At 67.9% G+C, this 23,010-nt stretch carries 22 protein-coding genes; 18 read left to right on the top strand and 4 right to left on the bottom strand.

What is annotated here, in order from left to right:
* The first annotated feature begins 191 nt into the window (after positions 1-191).
* From GJG85_RS22490 to GJG85_RS22465, 6 genes are all read left to right on the top strand, one after another.
* The gene (locus tag GJG85_RS22490) at positions 192-1,145 is read left to right on the top strand and encodes a choline ABC transporter substrate-binding protein (RefSeq protein WP_050012323.1); all 954 of its coding nucleotides are present in this window, start codon (positions 192-194) and stop codon (positions 1,143-1,145) included.
* Positions 1,146-1,206: 61 nt separating this feature from the next.
* Positions 1,207-2,136, top strand: a complete 930-nt coding sequence (locus GJG85_RS22485; protein WP_050012324.1) for a 3-keto-5-aminohexanoate cleavage protein — start codon at positions 1,207-1,209, stop codon at positions 2,134-2,136.
* 89 nt (positions 2,137-2,225) lie between these two features.
* Positions 2,226-3,191, top strand: coding sequence for an L-carnitine dehydrogenase (locus GJG85_RS22480; RefSeq protein WP_124594773.1), 966 nt, complete (start codon positions 2,226-2,228; stop codon positions 3,189-3,191).
* Positions 3,192-3,201: 10 nt separating this feature from the next.
* The gene (locus GJG85_RS22475) at positions 3,202-3,690 is read left to right on the top strand and encodes a thioesterase family protein (RefSeq protein ID WP_050012326.1); all 489 of its coding nucleotides are present in this window, start codon (positions 3,202-3,204) and stop codon (positions 3,688-3,690) included.
* Between the two features lie 57 nt (positions 3,691-3,747).
* Complete coding sequence (locus GJG85_RS22470; RefSeq protein ID WP_204384432.1) at positions 3,748-4,704, top strand: alpha/beta hydrolase; 957 nt, start codon at positions 3,748-3,750, stop codon at positions 4,702-4,704.
* A gap of 23 nt (positions 4,705-4,727) precedes the next feature.
* The gene (locus tag GJG85_RS22465; RefSeq protein ID WP_204384431.1) at positions 4,728-5,924 is read left to right on the top strand and encodes a TauD/TfdA family dioxygenase; all 1,197 of its coding nucleotides are present in this window, start codon (positions 4,728-4,730) and stop codon (positions 5,922-5,924) included.
* Positions 5,925-6,117: 193 nt separating this feature from the next.
* On the opposite strand, the gene GJG85_RS22460 is transcribed toward GJG85_RS22465, so the two are convergent.
* The 3 genes from GJG85_RS22460 to GJG85_RS22450 form a co-directional block, all read right to left on the bottom strand.
* Entirely contained in the window at positions 6,118-6,417 is a 300-nt protein-coding gene (locus GJG85_RS22460) for a DUF4148 domain-containing protein (RefSeq protein ID WP_050012329.1), read from the bottom strand.
* 214 nt (positions 6,418-6,631) lie between these two features.
* Positions 6,632-7,618 carry an oxidoreductase gene (locus GJG85_RS22455; RefSeq protein ID WP_089489788.1) on the bottom strand — a complete coding sequence of 329 codons (987 nt, stop codon included), beginning with the start codon at positions 7,616-7,618 and terminating at the stop codon, positions 6,632-6,634.
* A 170-nt stretch (positions 7,619-7,788) separates the two neighbouring features.
* Positions 7,789-8,079 (bottom strand): DUF3331 domain-containing protein, encoded by a 291-nt coding sequence (locus GJG85_RS22450; protein ID WP_039366241.1) that lies wholly within the window; start codon positions 8,077-8,079, stop codon positions 7,789-7,791.
* A gap of 662 nt (positions 8,080-8,741) precedes the next feature.
* Here GJG85_RS22450 and GJG85_RS22445 point away from each other — a divergent pair.
* The 10 genes from GJG85_RS22445 (at position 8,742) to GJG85_RS22400 (ending at position 19,309) form a co-directional block, all read left to right on the top strand.
* On the top strand, positions 8,742-9,506 hold the full coding sequence (locus GJG85_RS22445) for an SDR family oxidoreductase (protein WP_050012331.1): 765 nt from the start codon (positions 8,742-8,744) through the stop codon (positions 9,504-9,506).
* 57 nt (positions 9,507-9,563) lie between these two features.
* Positions 9,564-10,406, top strand: a complete 843-nt coding sequence (locus GJG85_RS22440; protein ID WP_050012332.1) for an ureidoglycolate lyase — start codon at positions 9,564-9,566, stop codon at positions 10,404-10,406.
* Positions 10,407-10,429: 23 nt separating this feature from the next.
* Positions 10,430-11,707: an L-fuconate dehydratase gene (locus GJG85_RS22435; RefSeq protein ID WP_050012333.1), complete on the top strand. Its 1,278-nt coding sequence runs from the start codon at positions 10,430-10,432 to the stop codon at positions 11,705-11,707.
* Between the two features lie 88 nt (positions 11,708-11,795).
* A complete protein-coding gene (locus GJG85_RS22430) occupies positions 11,796-12,572 on the top strand; it encodes an SDR family oxidoreductase (RefSeq protein ID WP_050012334.1) in 777 nt (258 codons plus the stop codon).
* A 12-nt stretch (positions 12,573-12,584) separates the two neighbouring features.
* Complete coding sequence (locus GJG85_RS22425) at positions 12,585-14,123, top strand: sugar ABC transporter ATP-binding protein (protein WP_204384426.1); 1,539 nt, start codon at positions 12,585-12,587, stop codon at positions 14,121-14,123.
* 27 nt (positions 14,124-14,150) lie between these two features.
* Positions 14,151-15,188: an ABC transporter permease gene (locus GJG85_RS22420; RefSeq protein WP_050012336.1), complete on the top strand. Its 1,038-nt coding sequence runs from the start codon at positions 14,151-14,153 to the stop codon at positions 15,186-15,188.
* A gap of 71 nt (positions 15,189-15,259) precedes the next feature.
* Positions 15,260-16,201, top strand: coding sequence for an ABC transporter substrate-binding protein (locus GJG85_RS22415; RefSeq protein ID WP_050012448.1), 942 nt, complete (start codon positions 15,260-15,262; stop codon positions 16,199-16,201).
* A 64-nt stretch (positions 16,202-16,265) separates the two neighbouring features.
* On the top strand, positions 16,266-17,156 hold the full coding sequence (locus GJG85_RS22410; RefSeq protein ID WP_204384473.1) for an amidohydrolase family protein: 891 nt from the start codon (positions 16,266-16,268) through the stop codon (positions 17,154-17,156).
* Between the two features lie 68 nt (positions 17,157-17,224).
* Positions 17,225-17,992, top strand: a complete 768-nt coding sequence (locus GJG85_RS22405) for a FadR/GntR family transcriptional regulator (RefSeq protein ID WP_050012337.1) — start codon at positions 17,225-17,227, stop codon at positions 17,990-17,992.
* Between the two features lie 171 nt (positions 17,993-18,163).
* Complete coding sequence (locus tag GJG85_RS22400) at positions 18,164-19,309, top strand: alpha-hydroxy acid oxidase (protein ID WP_050012338.1); 1,146 nt, start codon at positions 18,164-18,166, stop codon at positions 19,307-19,309.
* Positions 19,310-19,361: 52 nt separating this feature from the next.
* Here the strand turns inward: GJG85_RS22400 and GJG85_RS22395 are convergent, their stop codons facing one another.
* On the bottom strand, positions 19,362-20,603 hold the full coding sequence (locus GJG85_RS22395) for an FAD-binding oxidoreductase (protein ID WP_124594778.1): 1,242 nt from the start codon (positions 20,601-20,603) through the stop codon (positions 19,362-19,364).
* Positions 20,604-20,998: 395 nt separating this feature from the next.
* On the opposite strand from GJG85_RS22395, the gene GJG85_RS22390 reads away from it, so the two are divergent.
* Together GJG85_RS22390 and GJG85_RS22385 are read left to right on the top strand one after the other, a co-directional pair.
* Positions 20,999-21,706, top strand: a complete 708-nt coding sequence (locus GJG85_RS22390; protein WP_089489623.1) for a YfiR family protein — start codon at positions 20,999-21,001, stop codon at positions 21,704-21,706.
* Positions 21,703-22,971, top strand: a complete 1,269-nt coding sequence (locus tag GJG85_RS22385) for a diguanylate cyclase (protein WP_050012341.1) — start codon at positions 21,703-21,705, stop codon at positions 22,969-22,971. The genes GJG85_RS22390 and GJG85_RS22385 overlap by 4 nt, the downstream gene beginning before the upstream one ends.
* Positions 22,972-23,010: the final 39 nt, after the last annotated feature.

Here is a 23,010-nt window from a genome sequence, read left to right as displayed (position 1 = left end):
AACCCGAAACCCCCATCAGTCAAGCCTTAGACGAAACATAGTGGTTTCCACTCATAGTCGCAAACAGGCAAGAACAGGTCGCCGACGGTCTTCTCGCGGCGAATATGGCTCGTTACTTTTACTCCCACGATGCAGGCCGGCGCACACTCCGCGCACCGGCTGCCGCGAGACCAACCGGGAGGAATCGAACCATGAAGTCGACGAAGATCGCCGCGCTCGCCGCGGCCGTGCTGGCGACCGGCGCGTTCACGCACGCCGCGCTGGCCGAGACGGAGGCCGCGACCTGCCGCACCGTGCGTTTCGCGGATATCGGCTGGACCGACATCACGTCGACCACGGCGCTCGCGTCGACCGTGTTCGAGGCGCTCGGCTACAAGCCGACCACGACGATCGCGTCGGTGCCGATCTCGTTCGCCGGTCTCAAGAGCAAGCAGCTCGACGTGTCGCTCGGCTACTGGTGGCCCGTGCAGCAGAAGCAGCTGCAGCCGTTCCTCGACAGCAAGTCGATCAACGTCGTCGAGCCGCCGAACCTGTCCGGTGCGAAGGCGACGCTCGCGGTGCCGAGCTACGCTTACCAGGCCGGCCTGAAGACCTTCGACGACATCGCGAAACACCGTGCGGAACTCGACGGCAAGATCTACGGGATCGAGCCGGGCAGCAGCGCGAACGCGACGATCCAGAAAATGATCGACACGAACCAGTACGGGCTGGGCGGCTTCAAGCTCGTCGAATCGAGCGAGGCCGGGATGCTCGTGACGGTCGAGCGCGCGGCCCGCGAGAAGAAGTGGGTCGTGTTCCTTGGCTGGGAGCCGCATCCGATGAACATCCAGCTCAGCATGAACTACCTGTCCGGCGGCGACGCGGCGTTCGGCCCGAACTACGGCGAAGCGCGCGTGTACACGCTCACCGCGCCCGACTTCATCGCGCGCTGCCCGAACGCAGGCAAGCTCGTGACGAACCTGCGCTTCTCGACGCAGCTCGAGAACCAGCTGATGCAGACGGTGATGAACAAGACCAAGCCGGCCGATGCCGCGAAGGCGTACCTGAAGAAGAACCCGCAGGTGCTCGATCCGTGGCTCGCGGGCGTCAAGACGTTCGACGGCAAGGACGGCCTGCCTGCGGTGAAGGCGTATCTCGGGCTGTAACGGCCCGCGCCCCTATGCCATTAGCAATGCGACACAACCCGAATCAAGCGAGGCACCCATCATGAATCACGAAGTCATCATCACCTGCGCGGTCACCGGCGCGGGCGATACGGTCGGCAAGCATCCGGCGATTCCGGTCACGCCGAAGGAGATCGCGGCCGCCGCGATCGAAGCCGCGAAGGCCGGCGCGACGGTCGCCCACTGCCACGTGCGCGATCCGCAGACGGGGCGCGGCAGCCGCGACCCGAACCTGTATCGCGAAGTGGTCGACCGCATCCGCTCGGCCGACGTCGACGTGATCATCAACCTCACGGCCGGCATGGGCGGCGATCTCGAGATCGGCCCGGGCGAGGACCCGATGCGCTTCGGCAAGGGCACCGACCTCGTCGGCGGCCTCACGCGCCTCGCGCACGTCGAGGAGCTGTTGCCCGAGATCTGCACGCTCGACTGCGGCACGCTGAATTTCGGCGACGGCGACTACATCTACGTGTCGACGCCCGCGCAGTTGCGCGCCGGCGCGAAACGCATCCAGGAACTCGGCGTGAAGCCGGAGCTGGAGATCTTCGATACGGGCCATCTGTGGTTCGCGAAGCAGTTGCTGAAGGAAGGGCTGCTCGACGATCCGCCGCTGTTCCAGCTGTGCCTCGGCATTCCGTGGGGCGCGCCGGCCGACACGGGCACGATGAAGGCGATGGTCGACAACCTGCCGCCGGGCGCGCACTGGGCCGGCTTCGGGATCGGCCGCATGCAGATGCCAATGGTCGCGCAGGCGATGCTGCTCGGCGGCCACGTGCGGGTTGGTCTCGAGGACAACATCTGGCTCGACCGCGGCGTGCATGCGACCAACGGCACGCTCGTCGAGCGCGCCCGCGAGATCGTCGAACGGCTCGGCGGCCGCGTGCTGACGCCGGCCGAAGGCCGCCGCAAGCTCGGCCTGCCGGCGCGCGGCGAACGTCCGCTCGAACGTCGCGCGCTCGCCGAATTCGCGTGAGTTTTTCGCCGACTGACTGACATGACAGGGTGGCCTGCGCGCACGCGAGACCACCCACCGATTTCCCCTGATTCGAAGGATGCGTTGACATGGCTGTGAAGACCGACATCAACACGTTTGCCGCCATCGGCACCGGCGTGATCGGCAGCGGATGGATTGCCCGCGCGCTCGCACACGGTCTCGACGTGGTTGTGTGGGACCCGGCGCCGGGCGCCGAAGCGCGGTTGCGCGCGAGCGTCGCGAACGCGTGGCCCGCGCTCGAACGCGTCGGCCTCGCGCCGGGCGCCGATCCCGCGCGGCTGCGGTTCGTGTCGACGATCGAAGCATGCGTCGCCGATGCCGATTTCATCCAGGAAAGCGCGCCCGAGCGCGAGGCGCTAAAGCTCGAGCTGCACGAGCAGATCAGCCGCGCGGCGAAGCCCGACGCGATCATCGCGTCGTCGACGTCGGGGCTGCTGCCGACCGATTTCTACGCGCGGGCGACGCATCCGGAGCGCTGCGTGGTCGGCCACCCGTTCAACCCCGTCTACCTGCTGCCGCTCGTCGAGGTGCTCGGCGGCGCGCGCACGTCGCCGGAAGCGGTCGAAGGCGCGATGGAGGTCTATCGCACCCTCGGCATGCGGCCGCTGCACGTGCGCAAGGAAGTGCCGGGCTTCATCGCGGACCGTCTGCTCGAAGCGTTGTGGCGCGAGGCGCTGCATCTGGTCGACGAAGGCGTCGCGACGACCGGCGAGATCGACGATGCGATCCGCTTCGGCGCGGGCATCCGCTGGTCGTTCATGGGTACGTTCCTGACCTACACGCTGGCCGGCGGCGATGCGGGCATGCGACACTTCATGCAGCAATTCGGCCCTGCGCTCGAACTGCCGTGGACGAAGCTGGTCGCGCCGACGCTGACCGACGCACTGATCGACCGCGTCGTCGAAGGCACGACCGAACAGCAGGGCACGCGCAGCATCAAGGAGCTCGAACGCTATCGCGACGAGTGCATCACCGAGGTGCTGAAATCGATCGCCGCGGTGAAGGCGCGGCACGGGATGCGATTCGACGAATAAAGGACAGGCGATGACGGGCGATACCCCGCTGACGATTTACCGCGACGTGGTGCGGCCCGAATGGGTCGACTACAACGGCCACCTGCGCGATGCGTTCTACTTGCTGATCTTCAGCTTCGCGACCGATGCGTTGCTGGATCGCATCGGCCTCGACGACGCCGCGCGTCGCGAACGAGGGCGCTCGGTCTACACGCTCGAAGCGCACGTGAACTACCTGCGCGAGATCAAGGAGGGCACGCCGGTGCGCGTCGATGCGCGTGTGCTCGCGCACGACGCGAAGCGCATGCACCTGTATCTCGAACTGTTCGCCGACGGGCATGACGACGCGGTATCGGCGAGCGAGCAGATGCTGTTGCACGTCGATACGCGCGACGGTGCGAAATCGGCGCCGTTCGACGACGACGTGGCCGCGCGCGTGGCCGAACTGCATGCGTTGCAGCGCGAGTGCGCGGCGCCCGCTTATGCGGGCCGCGTGATCGGGCTGCCGCCGCGCCGCTAGCGGCGGGCTTCATTTCACGATCTTCTACCTTCGGTCTTCGACCGCGGAGCGCACACGATGCTCGAACCGGAAATCGCGGCGTTCGTCGCGGCCGTCGACGCGTGGTATCCGGCCGATGCGGCGGCGCGTTCGCCCGACGAGCAGCGCCGCCTGTACGACCGCTTCGCGGCCGAATGGACGCCGGCCGCGCTGCCCGCCGGCATCGTGCAGCAGGACGCCGTGTGGCGCGCGCCGGACGGCCGCGCGATCGCGCTGCGGCGCTATACGTCCGCGCACGGCACGCCGCGCGGCACGGTGCTGTTTTTTCATGGCGGCGGTTTCGTCGTCGGCTCGCTCGGCAGCCATGCGCTGATCACCGCGCAACTGGCGGCCGATACGGGCCTCGACGTGATTGCCGTCGACTATCGCCTCGCGCCCGAACACCGCGCGCCGGCCGCGCTCGAGGATTGCGTGGCAGTCACGCGTGCCGCGCGCGATGCACGCTGGTCGTTCGGGCCGTGCGTGCATCCGTTGACGCTCGCGGGCGACAGCGCGGGCGGGATGCTCGCGGCGGCGGTGGCGACCGCGCTGCGCGATGCGGGCGAAGGCAGCGTGGACGGCATCGCGCTCGTTTATCCGATGCTCGGTTTCGAACCGCAGTCGCCCGCGCGCGAAACAGAAGCGCACGCGCCGATGCTGACGCTCGACGACGTGCATCGCTATCGCGCGCTGTATTGGGGCGGTGACTTGTCCGACGTGCTGCGAAACGGCAACCCGTTGCTGCGCGCGTCGGTGCCGCTCGAAGCCGGGCGGTTCGACGGCTTGCCGCCGGTGCTCGCGATCGGCGCGGAGCACGATCCGCTGCGCGACGATGCGCGCGTGTACGTCGAACGGGTTCGCGCGGCGGGCGGCGTCGCGAACTACTGGATGGGAGAGGGGCTGGTGCACGGCTGCTGGCGCGCGCTCGGGACGAGCCCGCAGGCCGCACGGATGCACCGGATGGTCGGCAGGTTCTTGCTCGCACCACACGCGTAGCGGGCGTTTTCCGGGAGGCAACGATGCAGGCGGCAGCGCAAGACCGTATCGAGGACTGGCGGACATTTTCGGCCGACGCGGCGATCGCGGCGGCGACGATTGGCGACGGCAAGGTGGACGTCGAATGGAGCGACGCGCGACGATCGCCGTTCCATTTCGACTGGCTGCGCGACAATTGCGCGTGTTCCGCGTGCGTGCATGCGATCACGCGCGAACAGGTCTTCGAGATCGTCGATGCGCGCGCGGATCTGTCCGCGCTTACCGTGCACGTCGAAACCGACGGCGCGCTGCATGTCGAATGGAACGACGGACACCGCAGCGCGTGGTCGCCGGGCTGGTTGCGTGCGCATGCATATGACGACGCGTCGCGCGCGGAGCGCGTGGCCGCGCACGGGCGGCACATATGGACCGGCGACGATGCGACGGCGATCGGCGTGTTCGCGTGGCGCGACGTGATGGAGGACGATCACGCGTTGCTCGCATGGCTCGGCGCATTGCAGCGCACGGGGCTGACGCTCGTCGAAGGCGTGCCGGCCGAGCGGGGCCGCGTCGACGAGGTCGCGCGCCGCGTCGGCCTGATCCGCGAAAGCAATTTCGGCGTGCTGTTCGACGTCGAATCGAAGCCGCGCCCGGACAGCAATGCGTATACGTCGCTGAATCTTCCGCCGCACACCGACCTGCCGACGCGCGAATTGCAGCCGGGCGTGCAATTCCTGCATTGCCTCGCGAACGACGCGACGGGCGGCGACAGCATCTTCCTCGACGGCTTCGCGCTCGCGGATGCGCTGCGGCGCGAACATCCGGACGATTTCGAGCAGCTCGCATCGACGCCGTTCGAGTTCTGGAACAAGAGCGCGAACAGCGACTACCGCTGTTCGGCGCCGGTGATCGGGCGCGATGCGCGCGGCAACGTGACGGAAGTGCGCGTCGCGAACTTCCTGCGCGGGCCGCTCGATGCGCCGGCCGGCTCGGTCGCGGCCGTCTATCGCGCGTACCGGCGGTTCCTCGCGTTGGCGCGCGAACCGCGCTTTCGCGTGCAGCGCCGGCTGCGGGCCGGCGACATGTGGGCGTTCGACAACCGGCGCGTGCTGCATGCGCGCACCGAGTTCGATCCGTCGACGGGCCGCCGGCATTTGCAGGGCTGTTACGTCGATCGCGACGAATTGCTGTCGCGGTGGCGCGTGTTGTCGCGGGCGGTGCCGGCCGACGCTGCGCGCTGATCGACACACACGGCGTCTTCACGCAAGACCTCTTGGGGAAAAAGCACCCGGACGCTAGGCGTCCGGGCGAAGCCACCCGCTGCCGGGCGGCGGAGGTATGCGTTTCACAAAACAGACGAGCCCCGCGAAGGGGCTCGTCCGGACTGCGTGACTTCATCGCGCGACGCGCGGCGCCCGCCGGGGGCGCATCGGCTTACTGGCCGAAGAAGATCGAGTCGCGTGCGTTCGACGAAGCGGCTGCCGGCGCGCCCGAATGGACGAGCGGAGCCGGTTGTGCGCCGTAGCCGCTGGTGTCGGCGCCATGAACGCGCGCTTCGGCGCTCTGGATGTCGTTCGGGTAGTACGGGCTCGACACGCCCGGCTTGTAGCCGGCTTGTTCGAGCTGGACCAGTTCGTTGCGCACTTGAGCGCGCGTCACGGTGCTTTGAGCGAATGCGCCGAACGAAGCGGACAGGGCGGCAGCGGCAACGACTGCGGAAACGAGCGATTTCATGGTGACCTCCGGTGTTTTATTGGGTTCGCTCCCGACACCATGTCTTGAGCGATTGATCCAATCTTAGTCACCGGCGGGTTCAGGGTAAACGCTGATTTTGACGATAAATTGTTTCCTGACCGGTAACAGTGCGGCGGCGCATCAGTCTTTCAACGGGCTTTCTTTTCGGTCAGCGTAATAAGTATGAGGAATATTGCGATCGCCGGCGCACGACTCAGCGCGCTTCGGCCGCCGTATCGAGCGGCCGACCCGGCGAGCGGCCGGCGGGTGCCCCGGCGCTGAGGAAGCGCACGCCGGTCGCGGCTTCCGATGCTTCCCACAGCAGCGCCGCCGCCGCCACGCTGCGCGCCGCGCGCGGCACGCTCGCCGGCGCCGGCAGCCCGCGCGATTCGAACCAGCCGGACGGGCCGATGTACGCGCCGCCGGCCAGATCGGGCGACGTGGCCGCATGAATCGCCGGCAGCGCGCCCTGGTCGGCCGGTTGCGCGAGATAACGGTTCGCGGCGCGCATCAACGCGGCGCGGGCGGGCGAGCGGTCCATCGCCGGGCCCGCGAACTGCAGGTTGGTCGCCGCATAGCCGGGATGCGCGGCGACGCTGATGCCCGCGAATGCCGCGCGCGCGAAGCGGCGCTGCAACTCGATCGCGAACACGAGGTTCGCGAGCTTGCTGTCGCAATAGGCGAGATAACGGTTGTAGCGCTGCGCGGCGCGCAGGTCGTCCACGCGAATCCGGCCACCGCGGTTGAAGCCGCTCGACATCGTGACGACGCGCGCCCGGTGCGCGGCGCGCAGCGCCGGCAGCAGATGGCCGGTCAGCGCGAAATGGCCGAGGTGGTTGGTGCCGAACTGCATCTCGAAGCCGTCGCGCGTGTGCCGCAGCGGCAGGAACATCACGCCGGCGTTGTTGCAGAGGATGTCGACGCGGCCGTGGCGTTCGCCGACGTCGGCCGCGAAGCGTGCAATCGATGCGAGATCGGCGAGGTCGAGCGGATCGACTTCGACGCGTGCATGAGGATGAAGCCGGCGGATCGCGTTGGCGGCCTGCGCGCCGCGTGCGCCGTCGCGGCAGCCCATCACGACCGTCGCGCCTTTCGCGGCCAGCGTTTCCGCGAGATGCCAGCCGAGGCCGCTGTTGGCGCCGGTCACGACCGCGACCTTGCCGCCTTGCGCCGGGACGTGGCGCGCGCTCCATGCATGCATGTCTGCCTCCATCGGCGCGGCCGGTCGGCCGCGGCACTTAATCGTTACATTGAGTGGTGTAACGATAGTGCGGGCGGACGGAGCAGACAAGCGGAGGAATTAGACCGGCGCTTCTAGGGATTCGGGGCTCAGGGTGTGGCGCCGCGAGTCCGGCGCAGGACCGGCGGGTGTTACCTGCCGCCGGCCAGCGCGAGCACCTCGGCGGCGGAGATCATGGCGGCGGCGTTCGCGGGGGCCGGGCGCTCGGCCGGGCGGAACACTTCGTCGCCGCGGTGGATGACCTGGCGCGACAGCGCGCAGGTGCCGGTGCGTTGCGCGAAGCGGCGGCGCCAGCGTTGTTCGCCGTAATGACAGCGGCCGGGTTCGACCCAGCGGACGACGAGCAGCGTATCGGAACGTTCGAGGATTTCGACGTGGACGTCGGCGGGATCGAGCGCAGGCAGGGATTTGGAGGCCTTCATTTTGCCGTTTCCTAAAGCCCGTGCGGGTTCGGCCATGGCAGTGGGTGTCACTACCCAAGGGGGAATCCGTAGGGGTTTCCATGAGTTGTGCGCTAAATGTAAGCGTCTGTGACCGGAAAAAACATCCTGTCCGGCTCGAATTACCTTTTGCCGATTTAGAAACAATCGACGCTTGTTTTCTTGGAAAACCAAAGACAAAAAGCCCCGGACAAGAAGCCCGGGGCGGAAAATCGGCCCGCACACCGTGTCTGCTCGCCCAGTCACGGGATACATCGCCGGGGGACGGAGGTGCCCGCTCGGGATCCGGAGCGGGCGGGGGGCGATGTACCGGAAGCGCGGTCCGGCAACGCCATGATGGCGTGCGGCACCCGTTGGCACCCTGACGCGAACATGACTTTTTTGTCAGTTTCGCCCGTGCGCGGTACGGGACGCGCCTGAAGAATCGGCTGGAACGCCGGTATTGGGTTTGAACGGATCGCGGGGCAGCACTTCAACGCCGGTCGCGCGCCGCATTCTCGTGCGCCGCACGGATTGACCCGCCCCGGGTAAATACTGAATCCCAATTTCGTGACAAACGCGCGATCCGTTCCTATGATTGGTTGGACCTTTAGTCCTTTGTGCCAATCGGCCGACTGGCGGCCGGCTTTTTCGGAGAGAAGCTCATGAGATTGCAGGGCAAACGCGCGCTGGTGACGGCGGCCGGGCAGGGCATCGGCCGCGCGACCGCGCTGCGGTTCGCGAGCGAGGGCGCCGACGTGCTGGCGACCGACATCAACGAAGCCGCGCTGGTGCGGCTCGAAGCCGATGCCGAGCGCGCGGGCGGCCGGCTGGCCACGCGGCGGCTCGACGTGACCGACGCGAACGAGGTGGCCGCGCTCGCCGCGAGCGAACGCGCGTTCGACGTGCTGTTCAACTGCGCGGGCTACGTGCATCACGGCTCGATCCTCGAGTGCGACGAAGACGCGTGGGCGTTCTCGCTGAACCTGAACGTCACGTCGATGTACCGGCTGATCCGCGCGCTGCTGCCCGCGATGCTCGAAGCCGGCGGCGCGTCGATCGTCAACATGGCGTCGGCCGCGTCGAGCGTGAAGGGCGTGCCGAACCGCTTCGTGTACGGCACGACCAAGGCGGCCGTGATCGGGCTGACCAAGTCGGTGGCCGCCGATTTCGTCGAGCGCGGTATCCGCTGCAATGCGATCTGCCCGGGCACGATCGAATCGCCGTCGCTGGCGCAGCGGATCGCCGACCAGGCGCGCACGCGCCACGTGTCCGCCGACGAGGTGCGCCAGGCGTTCGTCGCGCGCCAGCCGATCGGCCGCATCGGCAGCGCGGACGAAGTGGCCGCGCTCGCGCTCTATCTGGCGTCCGACGAAGCGTCGTTCACCACCGGCACGATTCACCTGATCGATGGCGGCTGGTCAAACTGACCGTGTCGAACTGACCGCGCCTTCCTATTTACCTTCCGATTCCATTCAGACAACGCTATGAAACTGCTGAGATTTGGCGACAAACACCATGAAAAGCCGGGCCTGCTCGATGCGCACGGCCAGATTCGCGACCTGTCCGGCGTGATCGACGATATCGCCGGCGACGCGCTGACCCCTGCATCGCTCGCGCGGCTGCGCGACATTCCGCCGTCGTCGCTGCCGCTCGTCGAAGGCATGCCGCGGCTCGGCGCGTGCGTCGGCCGCGTCGGCAAGTTCATCTGCATCGGGCTCAATTATTCGGATCACGCAGCCGAATCCGGGATGGAGGTGCCGAAGGAGCCCGTCGTGTTCGGCAAGTGGACGAGCGCGATCTCGGGCCCGAACGACGACGTCGAAATTCCGCGCGGCTCGGAAAAGACCGACTGGGAAGTCGAACTCGGCGTGGTGATCGGCCAGGGCGGCCGCTATATCGACGAAGCCGATGCGCTGTCGCACGTCGCCGGCTACTGCGTGGTGAACGACGTGTCGGAGCGCGAATACCAGCTCGAACGCGGCGGTACGTGGGACAAGGGCAAGGGCAACGACACGTTCGGCCCGATCGGCCCGTGGCTCGTGACGGCCGACGAAGTGCCCGATCCGCACGCGCTGCGACTGTGGCTGGAAGTGGACGGCCACCGCTACCAGAACGGCACGACCGCGACGATGGTGTTCCGCGTGCCCCACCTGATCAGCTACCTGAGCCGCTTCATGAGCCTGCAGCCGGGCGACGTGATCTCGACCGGCACGCCGCCGGGCGTCGGCCTCGGGCAGAAACCGCCCGTCTACCTGCGCGCCGGACAGGTGATCACGCTCGGCATCGACGGGCTCGGCGAGCAGCGCCAGCGCACCGTGCAGGCCTGATTCCCTTCAACGGACGGTTCGTCATGCCTATCATTCGATCGATGCGCGTCCTCGACGTGCGCTTTCCGACCTCGCGCCAGCTCGACGGTTCCGACGCGATGAATCCGGACCCCGATTATTCGGCGGCCTACGTCATCCTCGAAACCGATCGCGACGGGCTCGCAGGTCACGGGCTCACGTTCACCATCGGGCGCGGCAACGAAATCTGCTGCGCGGCGATCGACGCGATGCGCCACCTCGTCGTCGGCCTCGACCTCGACTGGATTCGCGAGGACATGGGCCGTTTCTGGCGGCACGTCACGTCGGACAGCCAGTTGCGCTGGATCGGCCCCGACAAGGGCGCGATCCACCTGGCGACGGGCGCCGTCGTCAACGCGGTGTGGGATTTGTGGGCGAAGGCCGTCGGCAAGCCACTGTGGCGGCTCGTTGCCGACATGAGCCCGGAGGAGCTGGTGCGGGCGATCGACTTCCGCTACCTGACCGACTGCCTGAGCCCGGACGAAGCGCTCGACCTGCTGCGCCGGCAGGCGCCCGGCAAGGCCGCGCGGATCGCCGCGCTGGAGCGTGACGGCTATCCGTGCTACACGACGTCGGCCGGCTGGCTCGGCTACAGCGACGACAAGCTGCGCCGGCTGTGCCGCGAGGCGGTGGAAGCAGGTTTCGAGTACGTGAAGCTGAAAGTCGGCGCGAACCTCGCCGACGACATCCGCCGCGTGACGATCGCGCGCGAGGTGATTGGCCCCGACCGCAAGCTGATGATCGACGCGAACCAGGTGTGGGAAGTCGACGAGGCGATCGACTGGGTGCGCGCGCTCGCGTTCGCGCGGCCGTGGTTCATCGAGGAGCCGACGAGCCCCGACGACGTCGAAGGGCATCGCAAGATCCGCGAGGCGATCGCGCCGGTGCAGGTCGCGACCGGCGAGATGTGCCAGAACCGCGTGCTGTTCAAGCAGTTCATCGCGCGCGGCGCGATCGACGTCGTGCAGATCGACGCGTGCCGGCTCGGCGGCGTGAACGAGATTCTCGCGGTGATGCTGATGGCCGCGAAGTACGGGCTGCCGGTGTGCCCGCATGCGGGCGGCGTCGGGCTGTGCGAATACGTGCAGCACCTGTCGATGATCGACTACGTGTGCATTTCCGGCACGAAGGAAGGGCGCGTGACCGAATACGTCGATCACCTGCACGAGCATTTCGTCGAACCGTGCGTGGTGCGCGGCGCGGCGTACATGCCGCCGACGGCGCCCGGTTTCTCGATCGAGATGAAGCCCGAATCGCTGGAGCAGTACCGGTTCCGCGGCTGACGCACGGCAACGCACGACGGCGCGCCATTTGCGTGGTGCGCGTGGTGCGCACCGTGCGCGGCGACAACATGAACGACGGAGACGCGAAGTGGATTTGAACCTGCAAGACAAGGTCGTGATCGTGACCGGCGGCGCGTCGGGCATCGGCGCCGCGATCTCGATGCGGCTGGCCGGCGAAGGCGCGATTCCCGTGGTGTTCGCGCGCCACGCGCCCGACGATGCGTTCTGGCGTGCACTTGCACAGAAACAGCCGCGCGCCGCGTGCGTCACTGTCGAACTGCAGGACGACGCGCAGTGCCGCGACGCGGTCGCGCAGACCGTCGCGCGCTTCGGCCGCATCGACGGCCTCGTCAACAACGCGGGCATCAACGACAGCATCGGGCTCGACGCGGGGCGCGACGCGTTCGTTGCGTCGCTCGAACGCAACCTGATCCATTACTACGTGATGGCGCATTACTGCGTGCCGCACCTGAAGGCGACGCGCGGCGCGATCGTCAACATCTCGTCGAAGACGGCCGTGACCGGGCAGGGCAACACGAGCGGCTATTGCGCGTCGAAGGGTGCGCAGCTGGCGCTGACGCGCGAATGGGCGGTCGCTTTGCGTAACGACGGCGTGCGCGTGAACGCGGTGATTCCCGCGGAGGTAATGACGCCGCTCTACCAGAACTGGATCGCCGGCTTCGACGATCCGCAAGCGAAAGTCGCGGCAATCGCCGGCAAGGTGCCGCTCGGCCAGCGCTTCACGACGGCCGACGAGATCGCCGATACGACGGTGTTCCTGCTGTCGGATCGCGCATCGCACACGACGGGCCAGTGGCTGTTCGTCGACGGCGGCTATACGCATCTCGATCGTGCGATCAGCTGAGGGCCGCGTTCCATGCAACCCGACCTGAACCCGAACACCGCGCCGCCGTTGATCGCGCTGACCGGCATCGGCAAGCGCTTTCCGGGCGTGCAGGCGCTCGACGATTGCCGTTTCGACCTGCGTGCGGGCGAAGTGCATGCGCTGATGGGCGAGAACGGCGCCGGCAAGTCGACGCTGATGAAGATTCTCGCGGGCGTCTACCCGCGCGACGCGGGCGAGATCCGGATGGACGGCCGCCCGGTGGAGATCGCCGACCCGCGTGCCGCGCAGGCGCTCGGCATCGGCATCATCCATCAGGAGCTGAACCTGATGAACCACCTGAGCGTCGCGCAGAACATCTTCATCGGTCGCGAGCCGCGCGGCCGCTTCGGCGTGTTCGTCGACGAAGACCGGCTGAATCGGGACGCTGCCGCGATCTTCCAGCGGATGCGGCTCGATCTCGACCCGCGCACGCTCGTGGGCCGGCTGACGGTCGCGAAGCAGCAGATGGTCGAGATCGCGAAGGCGCTGTCGTTCGACTCGCGCGTGCTGATCATGGACGAGCCGACCGCCGCGCTGAACAACGCGGAGATCGCCGAGCTGTTCCGCATCATCGGCGACCTGCGCGCGCACGGCGTCGGCATCGTCTACATCTCGCACAAGATGGACGAGCTGCGCCAGATCGCCGATCGCGTGACCGTGATGCGCGACGGCAAGTACGTCGCGACCGTGCCGATGGCGGGCACGTCGATGGACACGATCATCGCGATGATGGTCGGCCGCCAGCTCGATGCGGACACCCGCACGCCGCCCGATACGTCCGCGAACGAGATTGCGCTCGAAGTGCGCGGGCTGTCGCGCGGCCGCGCGATCCGCGACGTCGGCTTCACGCTGCGGCGCGGCGAGATCCTCGGCTTCGCCGGGCTGATGGGCGCGGGCCGCACCGAGGTCGCGCGCGCGGTGTTCGGCGCGGATCCGGTCGATGCGGGCGAGATCCGCGTGCACGGCCGGGCCGTGACGATCCGCACGCCGGCCGACGCAGTGAAATACGGGATCGGCTACCTGTCCGAGGATCGCAAGCACTTCGGGCTCGCGGTCGGGATGGACGTGCAGAACAACATCGCGCTGTCGAGCATGCGCCGCTTCGTGCGCCGCGGCCTGTTCCTCGACGCGCGCGCGATGCGCGACGCCGCGCAGTCGTACGTGCGCCAGCTCGCGATCCGCACGCCGTCGGTCGCGCAGCCCGCGCGGCTCTTGTCGGGCGGCAACCAGCAGAAGATCGTGATCGCGAAGTGGCTGCTGCGCGACTGCGACATCCTGTTCTTCGACGAGCCGACGCGCGGCATCGACGTCGGCGCGAAAAGCGAGATCTACAAGCTGCTCGATGCGCTCGCCGCCGACGGCAAGGCGATCGTGATGATCTCGTCGGAATTGCCCGAGGTGCTGCGCATGAGCCACCGGATTCTCGTGATGTGCGAAGGCTGCGTGACCGGCGAGTTGCGCGCGGCCGACGCCACGCAGGAAAAGATCATGCAGCTCGCGACGCAGCGCGAGTCGACCGTGTTGTCCTGATTGTCCCGATTCAGACGCCTAACGATCATGTCCAACGATACGCATCCCGTTCCGCCCCTTGCCACCGGCGACACGCCGGCGGCCGCATCGAGCCTGAAAGCGCGCTTTTTCAACCCGGCCGCGCGGCAGAAGCTGCTCGCGTTCGCGAGCCTCGTGCTGCTGATCGCGTTCTTCAGCTTCGCGTCGTCGAACTTCCTCGACGTCGACAACCTCGTGTCGATCCTGCAGGCGACTGCCGTGAACGGCGTGCTGGCCGTCGCCTGCACGTACGTGATCATCACGTCCGGCATCGATCTGTCGGTCGGCACGCTGATGACGTTCTGCGCGGTGATGGCCGGCGTCGTGCTGACGAAATGGGGGATGCCGCTGCCGCTCGGCATCCTGGCCGCGTTGTGCTTCGGTGCGCTGTCCGGCTGCGTGTCGGGCTTCGTGATCGCGAAGATGAAGGTGCCGCCGTTCATCGCGACGCTCGGCATGATGATGCTGCTCAAGGGGCTGTCGCTCGTGATCTCGGGCACGCGGCCGATCTACTTCAACGACACGCCGGGTTTCACGTCGATCGCGCAGGATTCGCTGATCGGCAACCTGATTCCCGCGCTGCCGATTCCGAACGCGGTGCTGATCCTGTTCCTTGTCGCGATCGGCGCGTCGATCGTGCTGAACCGGACGATCTTCGGCCGCTACACGTTCGCGCTCGGCAGCAACGAGGAGGCGCTCAGGCTATCCGGCGTGAACGTCGATGCGTGGAAGATCGCGGTCTACACGTTCAGCGGCGCGGTGTGCGGGATCGCCGGCCTGCTGATCGCGTCGCGGCTGAACTCGGCGCAACCGGCGCTCGGGCAGGGCTACGAGCTCGATGCGATCGCGGCCGTCGTGATCGGCGGCACGTCGCTGTCGGGCGGCGCGGGCAGCATCGTCGGCACCATCATCGGCGCGTTCATCATGAGCGTGCTGACCAACGGCCTGCGCATCATGTCGGTCGCGCAGGAATGGCAGACGGTCGTGACGGGCGTGATCATCATCCTCGCCGTCTACGTGGACATCCTGCGCCGGCGCCGCCGTTGACACACGCAGGCATGCGCTTCACCGCCGGTTTCGGCCGGCATTTCATTCGATACGAAAAAAGGAGACGCGAAGTGATCAGGAGCAAGGTGTTGAACGCGATCGTCGGGCTGACGTTCGCCGTCGGCGTCACGGCCGGCGCGCACGCGCAGGAAACCTACATCCCGCTGATCTCGAAGGGCTTCCAGCATCAGTTCTGGCAGGCCGTGAAATCGGGCGCGACGCAGGCCGCGAAGGACTACAAGGTGAAGGTGACGTTCGAAGGGCCCGAAACCGAGGCGATGGTCGACAAGCAGATCGACATGCTGTCGGCCGCGATCGCGAAGAAGCCGGCCGCGCTCGGCTTCGCGGCGCTCGACAGCAAGGCCGCGCTGCCGCTGCTGAAGAAGGCGCAGGCCGAGAAGATCCCGGTGATCGCGTTCGACTCGGGCGTGGACAGCGACATTCCGGTGACGACGGCCGCGACCAACAACAAGGCGGCCGCCGCGCTCGCCGCCGACAAGCTCGCCGCGCTGATCGGCGACGAAGGGCAGGTGGCCGTGGTCGCGCACGACCAGACGAGCCGCACCGGCATCGACCGCCGCGACGGCTTCCTCGACCGGATGAAGTCGGCGCACCCGAAGGTGCAGGTCGTGACCGTGCAGTACGGCGAAGGCGATCAGCTGAAGTCAACCGAAGTGACGAAGTCGATCCTGCAGGCATATCCGAAGCTCAAGGGGCTGTTCGGCACCAACGAGGGGTCGGCGATCGGCGTGGTCAACGGCGTGCGCGAGATGAAGCGCAAGGTCGTGATCGTCGGCTACGATTCCGGCAAGCAGCAGAAGGACGCGATCCGCAGCGGGCTGATGGCCGGCGCGATCACGCAGAACCCGATCGGCATCGGCTACAAGACGGTTGAGGCGGCCGTGAAGGCGATCAAGGGCGAGAAGCTGCCGAAGGTGATCGATACCGGGTTCTACTGGTACGACAAGACCAATATCGACGATCCGAAGATCGCGGCGGTGTTGTACGACTGAACGTGGCGGACGTGCGGCGGCGGCGATGACCGTCGCCGCCGCGATGATCGAACACGAGGGCATCATGGGCGCAGTGCGTATCGATTCGCATCAGCACTTCTGGCGTTATCGCGCGGCCGACTATCCGTGGATCGGCCCCGGGATGGGCGTGCTCGCGCGCGACTACCTGCCCGACGCACTGTGGCCGCAGATGCATGCGCAGGCGCTCGGCGCGTCGATCGCGGTGCAGGCGCGCGCCGGGCGCGACGAGACGGCGTTCCTGCTCGATGTGGCGCGCGACGACGCACGCATCGCGGCCGTGGTCGGCTGGGAGGATCTCGGTGCGCCGGCGCTGGCCGACCACGTTGCCGAGTGGCGCAGCCCGAAGCTGCGCGGTTTCCGTCATCAGGTGCAGGACGAAGCCGACGTCGGCGCGTTCGTCGCGGATCCCGGCTTCAATCGCGGCGTCGCATGGCTGCAGGCGAACGGCTATGTGTACGACGTGCTCGTGTACGAGCGCCAGTTGCCCGACGTGCGTGCGTTCTGCGCGCGGCACGATGCGCACTGGCTCGTGCTCGATCACGTCGGCAAGCCCGCGCTCGCCGAGTTCACACGCGACGACACGGCGCTCGCGCGCTGGCGCGCGTCGCTGCGTGAACTCGGCGCGCTGCCGCACGTCGCGTGCAAGCTGTCGGGGCTCGTGACCGAAGCCGACTGGCGGCGCGGCCTGCGCGCGCAGGACATCCGGCATATCGAGCAGTGTCTCGACGCGGCGCTCGACGCGTTCGGCCCGCGGCGGCTGATGTTCGGGTCGGACTGGCCCGTGTGCCTGCTCGCGGCGTCGTATGACGAGGTCGCGTCGCTCATCGAACGCTGGGCCGAAGCGCGGCTGTCGGCGGCCGAACGCGCCGCGTTGTGGGGCGGCACGGCCGCGCGCTGCTACGCGGTGCCGGGCGATGTGAAGCGCGGCATATAAAATAGGCGCGAACGGTCGATGCGATGCATCGGACCGTCCGGAACGAAACCGATTACCAGCGTCAACGTATGTCCATCCAGCCGATTCAGAACCGCCGCCTCTACCAGCAGATCGCCGACAAGCTCAGTGCGATGATCGAGTCCGGCGATTTCCCGCCGGGCAGCTATCTGCCGCCCGAGCGCGAACTCGCCGAACGGTTCGGCGTGTCGCGCACGTCGGTGCGCGAGGCGCTGATCGCGCTCGAAGTGAACGGGCTCGTCAGCGTGCGCGTCGGCGACGGCGTGAAGGTGCGCCATCCCGAAACGGCCGCCGCGCCCGAACCCGTGACGGCACCCGACGCGACGGTCGCGCCGTTCTCGATCGTCGAGATCGATCCGGAGCTCGGCATCGCGCTCGACCTCGACACCGAAATCCCGCCGTTCGCGCTGCTGCAGGCGAGGCGGCTGATCGAGCCGGAGGCCGCGTCGCTGGCCGCGAAGCATGGCTCGGATGCGCAGATCGAAGGGATTCACGAAGCATTTCTGCGCAATCAGGACGATAACCGCAGCGGCTCGCTCACGCACCCGGGCGACCGGCTGTTCCATATCCGCATCGCGGAGGCGAGCGACAACGCCGCGTATGCGCTGATGATCAAGCAGCTGCTTGCGCACAAGTACGACCTGATGTTCCAGCGGCTGCAGTCGCTGTACATGCCGAACGACATGCCGCACCGGTCGGAGCGCGAGCATCGCGCGATCCTCGATGCGATCCGCGCGCGCGACCCGGACGCCGCGCGCCGTGCGATGGCCGAGCATCTCGACGAAGTGATCCGCATTTTCGGCCGCGCGCTCGATTGAGCGTGTGAATCGATTTCCTGTATGGTCGGCAGCGGTGTCCGCGATGCGCACCCACCCCGGTGCCGACGCGGCCTCGTACGGGGTGATGACCCGGCCGTCGCCATAGAACGAACGCCGCGATGCGTGCCGGCCCACCGGCATGCCGCTCGTGCGCGGAATGGAGTGTGACGAATGCGCGTGAACGATTGCCACAATTTCCACGATTTCCGCGAGCTGGCGCGACGGCGATTGCCGGGACCGATCTTCAATTACATCGACGGTGCGGCCGACGATGAAACCACGTATCGGCGCAACACGAGCGCGTTCGAAAGCTGCGATCTGGTGCCGAACGTGTTGCGTGGCGTGCGCGATGTCGATCTGTCGGTGACGGTCATGGGGCAAAGGCTCGGCATGCCGGTTTACTGTTCGCCGACCGCGCTGCAACGCCTGTTTCATCACGACGGCGAGCGCGCCGTCGCCGCCGCGGCCGCGAAATTCGACACGATGTTCGGCGTGTCGTCGCTCGGCACCGTGAGCCTCGAAGAGGCCCGTGCGATCAGCGCGGGCCCGCAGGTGTACCAGTTCTATTTCCACAAGGACCGCGGTCTCAACCGCGAGATGATGAACCGCTCGCGGGAAGCCGGCGTGAACGTGATGATGCTGACGGTGGACAGCATCACCGGCGGCAATCGCGAGCGCGACAAGCGCACCGGTTTCTCGATTCCGTTCCGGCTGACGCTCGCGGGGATGACCGAGTTCGCGTTGAAGCCGGCCTGGGCGATCAACTACCTGACTCACGAGCGATTCCGTTTGCCGCAACTCGACCGGCATGTCGACATGGGCGGCGGCGCGATGTCGATCAGCCGCTACTTCACGGACATGCTGGATCCGTCGATGACATGGGACGACGTCGCCGCGATGGTGCGGGAGTGGAACGGGCAGTTTTGCCTGAAAGGCGTGATGTCGGTCGACGACGCGCGCCGGGCGGTGGACATCGGTTGCACCGGCATCGTGTTGTCGAACCACGGCGGGCGGCAACTGGACGGTTCGCGCGCCGCCTTCGACCAGCTTGCCGAGGTGGTGGACGCGGTGGGCGACCGGATCGACGTGATGATGGACGGCGGCGTGCAACGGGGTTCGCACGTGCTCAAGGCGCTGGCGCTCGGTGCGAAGGCGGTTGGCCTGGGGCGTTATTACCTGTTTCCGCTCGCCGCCGCCGGGCAGCCCGGCGTCGAACGTGCGCTGCAACTGATGCGTACGGAGATCGAACGGGACATGCGGCTAATGGGCTGCGCGTCCGTTGCGCAGCTCGGGCGGAATCAGCTGCGCTTTCGCTGACGACGGGTTTCGGCGCCAGCCGAGCCTTCGTGCCGGCGCCGGTATCGCGCGCTCAGAAGCGATCCGCGCGATACGGCGCCGGATCGGTGAACGGCGCTTCGCCGGTCATCATCTCGGCCAGCAGGCGGCCGGTGACGGGGCCGAGCGTCAGCCCGTGATGGTTGTGTCCGAACGCGAACCACAGCCCGCGATGCGCGGGCGCGGGGCCGATCACCGGGCGCATGTCGGGCGTGCACGGGCGGAAGCCGAGCCACGGATGCGGGTCGAGCCGCTCGCCGAACCCGAACACCGGCCGCGCGACGCGTTCCGCGCGTTCGAGCTGCACACCCGTTGGCGGAAGGCCGCGGCGCGCGATCTCGACGCCGGTCGTCAGCCGCAGCCCGCGCCGCATCGGCGCGATCACGTAGCCGTATTCGCGATCGACGATCGGCGCCGACGGCACGCCGCGCGCGGACGGCGCGTAGTGCATGTGATAGCCGCGTTTCTCGCGCAGCGGGATCTTGTAGCCGAACTTGCCGAACACCGTGTCGGACCACGGGCCGAGCGCGACCACGACGGCCGGCGCGGCCGCCGGGCCGTCGTCGGTCCGGACCTGCCAGCCGGGCGACAGCGCGTCGAGGCTCGCGGCGTCGCCGGTCAGCAGCGTGCCGCCGCCCCGCACGAACAGGTGCGCATACGCTTTGACGAGCGCGGCCGGATCGACGACGCTTTTGGGGTCGAGCCAGTGCAGCGCGCCGCAGAAGCCCGGGGCGAGGCTCGGTTCGTGCGCGCGCAGCGCGGCCGCGTCGAGCGGCGTGATGCCGAGCCCGTGGCGGCGCGCGGTGAGGCTGGCGTCGGCCACGCCCCGTTCGAAGGCGGCCGGCGTGCGGAACGCTTCGAGCCAGCCGCTCGCGCGGATCAGTTCGCCGGCGCCGGCCCGCGCGATCAGCGCATCGTGTTCGACGATGCAGCGTTCGATCAGCGGCAGCATGTCGCGCGACGCCGCCGCGTGACGCAGCGGCGCCGATTCCCACCAGAACCGTGCGAGCCACGGCGCGAACGCGGGCAGCGACGCGCTGTGCCAGTAGAGGTCGGTCGAGCGGTTCAGCGCATAGCGCATCAGTGTGAACGGGCTGCGCGGGAACGGGTACGGTTCGACCGACGAGCGCTCGATCAGCCCGGCATTGCCGAAGCTCGTGCCTTCGCCGGGCGCGCCGCGATCGACGAGGGCAACCTTGCGGCCGCGATCCTGCAGGTGCAGCGCGGCGGAAACGCCGACGATGCCGGCGCCGAGAACGATGACGTCGAAATCCATCGATGGTGAGTGACGGTTGGCGGGGCGCGTGGCCGCGGTACGGTGTGCGCGCCCGGGTTGGGAATCGTTCGAACCGCAAGCATACTCGCGCCGGCGTGGGGGGCCAAGAGGGGGCACGCGGTCGATACGTGGCGGCTGGCCCGTGCGCGACGATCAATCCGCCGATCAATTCGCCGACGCCGAGATCGAATCGACATCGGTCGACGCGTCCGTCCGTCTCATCGGGCAGCCACACGGAATCCGCCTGCTTTCCGATGCTTTCGCGGGTGTTTCCCACTGCTTGGTCATCCGAATTTTTACCTAAGATGGAAGGAATCGTGCGCGTGATACGGTGCCTGCACGCGCATGGCAGGCAGGAGGCAGGGCCGGGAACGACTGCGGCAGATGTTTCCATCATGGATGCAAGTGTGTGCGCGGCGGCTGCGAGTCTCGCAGTCGCATCGACGCCAGCGTGCGCGGCGGCCATCGCCGCGCGAAAGGCGTCCGGCCGGCGGGGCCGAGTCGCCACGGTCCGCCAGGCGTTTGCCGCAATCGTTTGCGTTCTGAGCGCCGTACCGGTCGTCGCCGGCGCGCCTGCCGTGATGGACGAGCACCCGATCGATGCGGTGCAAGTTGCCGCCACCACCACGCCGGCCAGCCCAACGGGTCCCGCCTTTTCGTCACACGACTCCGCCGTGCGTCAGGTGGTGCTCGGCATCATCAGCTTCACGCGCTGGCCGACGACGCCCGTCCGTCTGCATCTGTGCGTGACCGGCAGGCCCGACTACGCGGGCGGCCTGACCGACACGCTGCAGGCCGGCTCGACCGTGCTCGACGTGCAGCGCGTCCGCTTCGACGACCCCGCGCTCGGCGTCGCGTGCGACGTCGTCTATCTCGGCGCCCTCGGCAACGACGAGCGCGCACGGGTCAGGGCCGTGTTGTCCGGCCGCCCGGTGCTGACCATTGCCGAACACGATATGTCCTGCACCGCGGGCGCGATGTTCTGCGTCACGGTCGAAGGTGAACGCGTCACCTTCGACATCAATCTCGATGCCGTCGCGCGCAGCGGCGTGCGCGTGCATCCGAACGTCCTCAACCTTGCACGACGGCCGGTGGCGCCATGACACGATCCGCGCCCCCCGTTCCCGCTTCGCGCCCGCCGCGCCCGACGCTGCAAAGCGTGCTGCGCCGCGCGCATCTGCGCCTCGCGTTCGTCGCCGTAACGATGGCCGCCGTGTCGTTGATCGTCGTCGCCGTGATCGCGTTGCGCGCGTATGCCGGCAACAACCTGAATCTGCTGGCGCGCTCGCTCGGTTATACGGTCGAGGCGGCGCTCGTGTTCGGCGATCGCGTCGCGGCGAACGAGGCGATCGGGATGATCGCCGGCGACGAGGACGTCGCGCAGGTGGTCGTCACCGACAGCAAGGGACAACTGTTCGCGACGTGGCAGTTGCCGGCCGGAAACGGGGTCGCCCGGCTCGAGCGCGCCGTCGCCGACGTGGCGCTGCCCGGGCCGGTCACCGCGCCGGTGATGCATGACGGCATCATCGTCGGCCACGTCGTCGTGCGCGGGCGCGGGCATCAGTTCTTCGGCTTCCTGCTCGGCGGCGTCGGCGGCATTCTCGGCTGCCTCGCCGTCAGCGTGTTCGGCGCGTATGTGAGCTCGAAGCGTCTGCTGCGCAACATCGTTTCGCCGCTGCGCGCGCTGGCGGGCGTCGCGCACGCGGTGCGGCGCGAGCGGGCGTTCGCGCGGCGCGTCGAGCCGACGGCGATCGCCGAACTGAATCAGCTCGGCGACGACTTCAACGCGTTGCTCGACGAATTCGAAGACTGGCAGAACACGCTGCGCGACGAGAACGCGTCGCTCGAGCACAAGGCGACGCACGATGCGCTCACCGGGTTGCCCAACCGCATGCAGTTCGAATCGCGCCTGGCGCTTGCGCTGTGCGATGCCACGTTGACGGGTCATCGGGTCGCGGTGCTCTATCTCGACTGCGACCGCTTCAAGGAGATCAACGATTGTCTCGGTCACGACGCCGGGGACGCGGTGCTGATCGGCATCGCATCGCGGTTGCGCACGCGGGTGCGCGAGACCGATCTCGTCGCGCGCTTGGGCGGCGACGAATTTGCGGTGATGCTGGCGGCGGTGCCCGAAGCGGGCAGCGTGTGCCGGATCGCCGACGAGATTTTGTCCGGCATGGCGCCGTCGATCGAGCTGTCCGACGGCCGCGTGGTGGCCACCATGATGAGTGCCGGCGTTGCGCTGTATCCCGATCACGCGTCGGACGCGAGCGGCCTGCTGCGCGCGGCGGATATCGCGATGTACCGCGCCAAGCGCGCGCGGCCGGGATCGTGGCAGTTGGCGGAGAGCGTGGCAGGGCCGGTGTGATGTCGATCGACTCGCGCCGCGGACGAGGCCGCGGCGGCG

Origin of the sequence: Burkholderia sp. MS389 (genome assembly GCF_016899425.1) — a bacterium.
Taxonomy (GTDB): Bacteria; Pseudomonadota; Gammaproteobacteria; order Burkholderiales; family Burkholderiaceae; genus Burkholderia; species Burkholderia sola.
The sequence above is the reverse complement of the archived record's forward strand: the minus strand, read 5'-3'. Positions and strand labels throughout refer to the sequence as shown.

Bases quoted from the DNA above. Each gene is read 5' to 3' on its own strand.
- GJG85_RS22435 (WP_050012333.1), top strand. From the start codon at position 10,430: ATGCCTATCATTCGATCGATGCGCGTCCTCGACGTGCGCTTTCCGACC.
- GJG85_RS22450 (WP_039366241.1), bottom strand. From the start codon at position 8,079: ATGAAGGCCTCCAAATCCCTGCCTGCGCTCGATCCCGCCGACGTCCAC.
- GJG85_RS22475 (WP_050012326.1), top strand. From the start codon at position 3,202: ATGACGGGCGATACCCCGCTGACGATTTACCGCGACGTGGTGCGGCCC.
- GJG85_RS22480 (WP_124594773.1), top strand. From the start codon at position 2,226: ATGGCTGTGAAGACCGACATCAACACGTTTGCCGCCATCGGCACCGGC.
- GJG85_RS22440 (WP_050012332.1), top strand. From the start codon at position 9,564: ATGAAACTGCTGAGATTTGGCGACAAACACCATGAAAAGCCGGGCCTG.
- GJG85_RS22470 (WP_204384432.1), top strand. From the start codon at position 3,748: ATGCTCGAACCGGAAATCGCGGCGTTCGTCGCGGCCGTCGACGCGTGG.
- GJG85_RS22410 (WP_204384473.1), top strand. From the start codon at position 16,266: ATGGGCGCAGTGCGTATCGATTCGCATCAGCACTTCTGGCGTTATCGC.
- GJG85_RS22420 (WP_050012336.1), top strand. From the start codon at position 14,151: ATGTCCAACGATACGCATCCCGTTCCGCCCCTTGCCACCGGCGACACG.
- GJG85_RS22445 (WP_050012331.1), top strand. From the start codon at position 8,742: ATGAGATTGCAGGGCAAACGCGCGCTGGTGACGGCGGCCGGGCAGGGC.
- GJG85_RS22400 (WP_050012338.1), top strand. From the start codon at position 18,164: ATGCGCGTGAACGATTGCCACAATTTCCACGATTTCCGCGAGCTGGCG.
- GJG85_RS22485 (WP_050012324.1), top strand. From the start codon at position 1,207: ATGAATCACGAAGTCATCATCACCTGCGCGGTCACCGGCGCGGGCGAT.
- GJG85_RS22395 (WP_124594778.1), bottom strand. From the start codon at position 20,603: ATGGATTTCGACGTCATCGTTCTCGGCGCCGGCATCGTCGGCGTTTCC.
- GJG85_RS22460 (WP_050012329.1), bottom strand. From the start codon at position 6,417: ATGAAATCGCTCGTTTCCGCAGTCGTTGCCGCTGCCGCCCTGTCCGCT.
- GJG85_RS22490 (WP_050012323.1), top strand. From the start codon at position 192: ATGAAGTCGACGAAGATCGCCGCGCTCGCCGCGGCCGTGCTGGCGACC.
- GJG85_RS22425 (WP_204384426.1), top strand. From the start codon at position 12,585: ATGCAACCCGACCTGAACCCGAACACCGCGCCGCCGTTGATCGCGCTG.
- GJG85_RS22465 (WP_204384431.1), top strand. From the start codon at position 4,728: ATGCAGGCGGCAGCGCAAGACCGTATCGAGGACTGGCGGACATTTTCG.
- GJG85_RS22385 (WP_050012341.1), top strand. From the start codon at position 21,703: ATGACACGATCCGCGCCCCCCGTTCCCGCTTCGCGCCCGCCGCGCCCG.
- GJG85_RS22455 (WP_089489788.1), bottom strand. From the start codon at position 7,618: ATGCATGCATGGAGCGCGCGCCACGTCCCGGCGCAAGGCGGCAAGGTC.
- GJG85_RS22405 (WP_050012337.1), top strand. From the start codon at position 17,225: ATGTCCATCCAGCCGATTCAGAACCGCCGCCTCTACCAGCAGATCGCC.
- GJG85_RS22390 (WP_089489623.1), top strand. From the start codon at position 20,999: ATGGATGCAAGTGTGTGCGCGGCGGCTGCGAGTCTCGCAGTCGCATCG.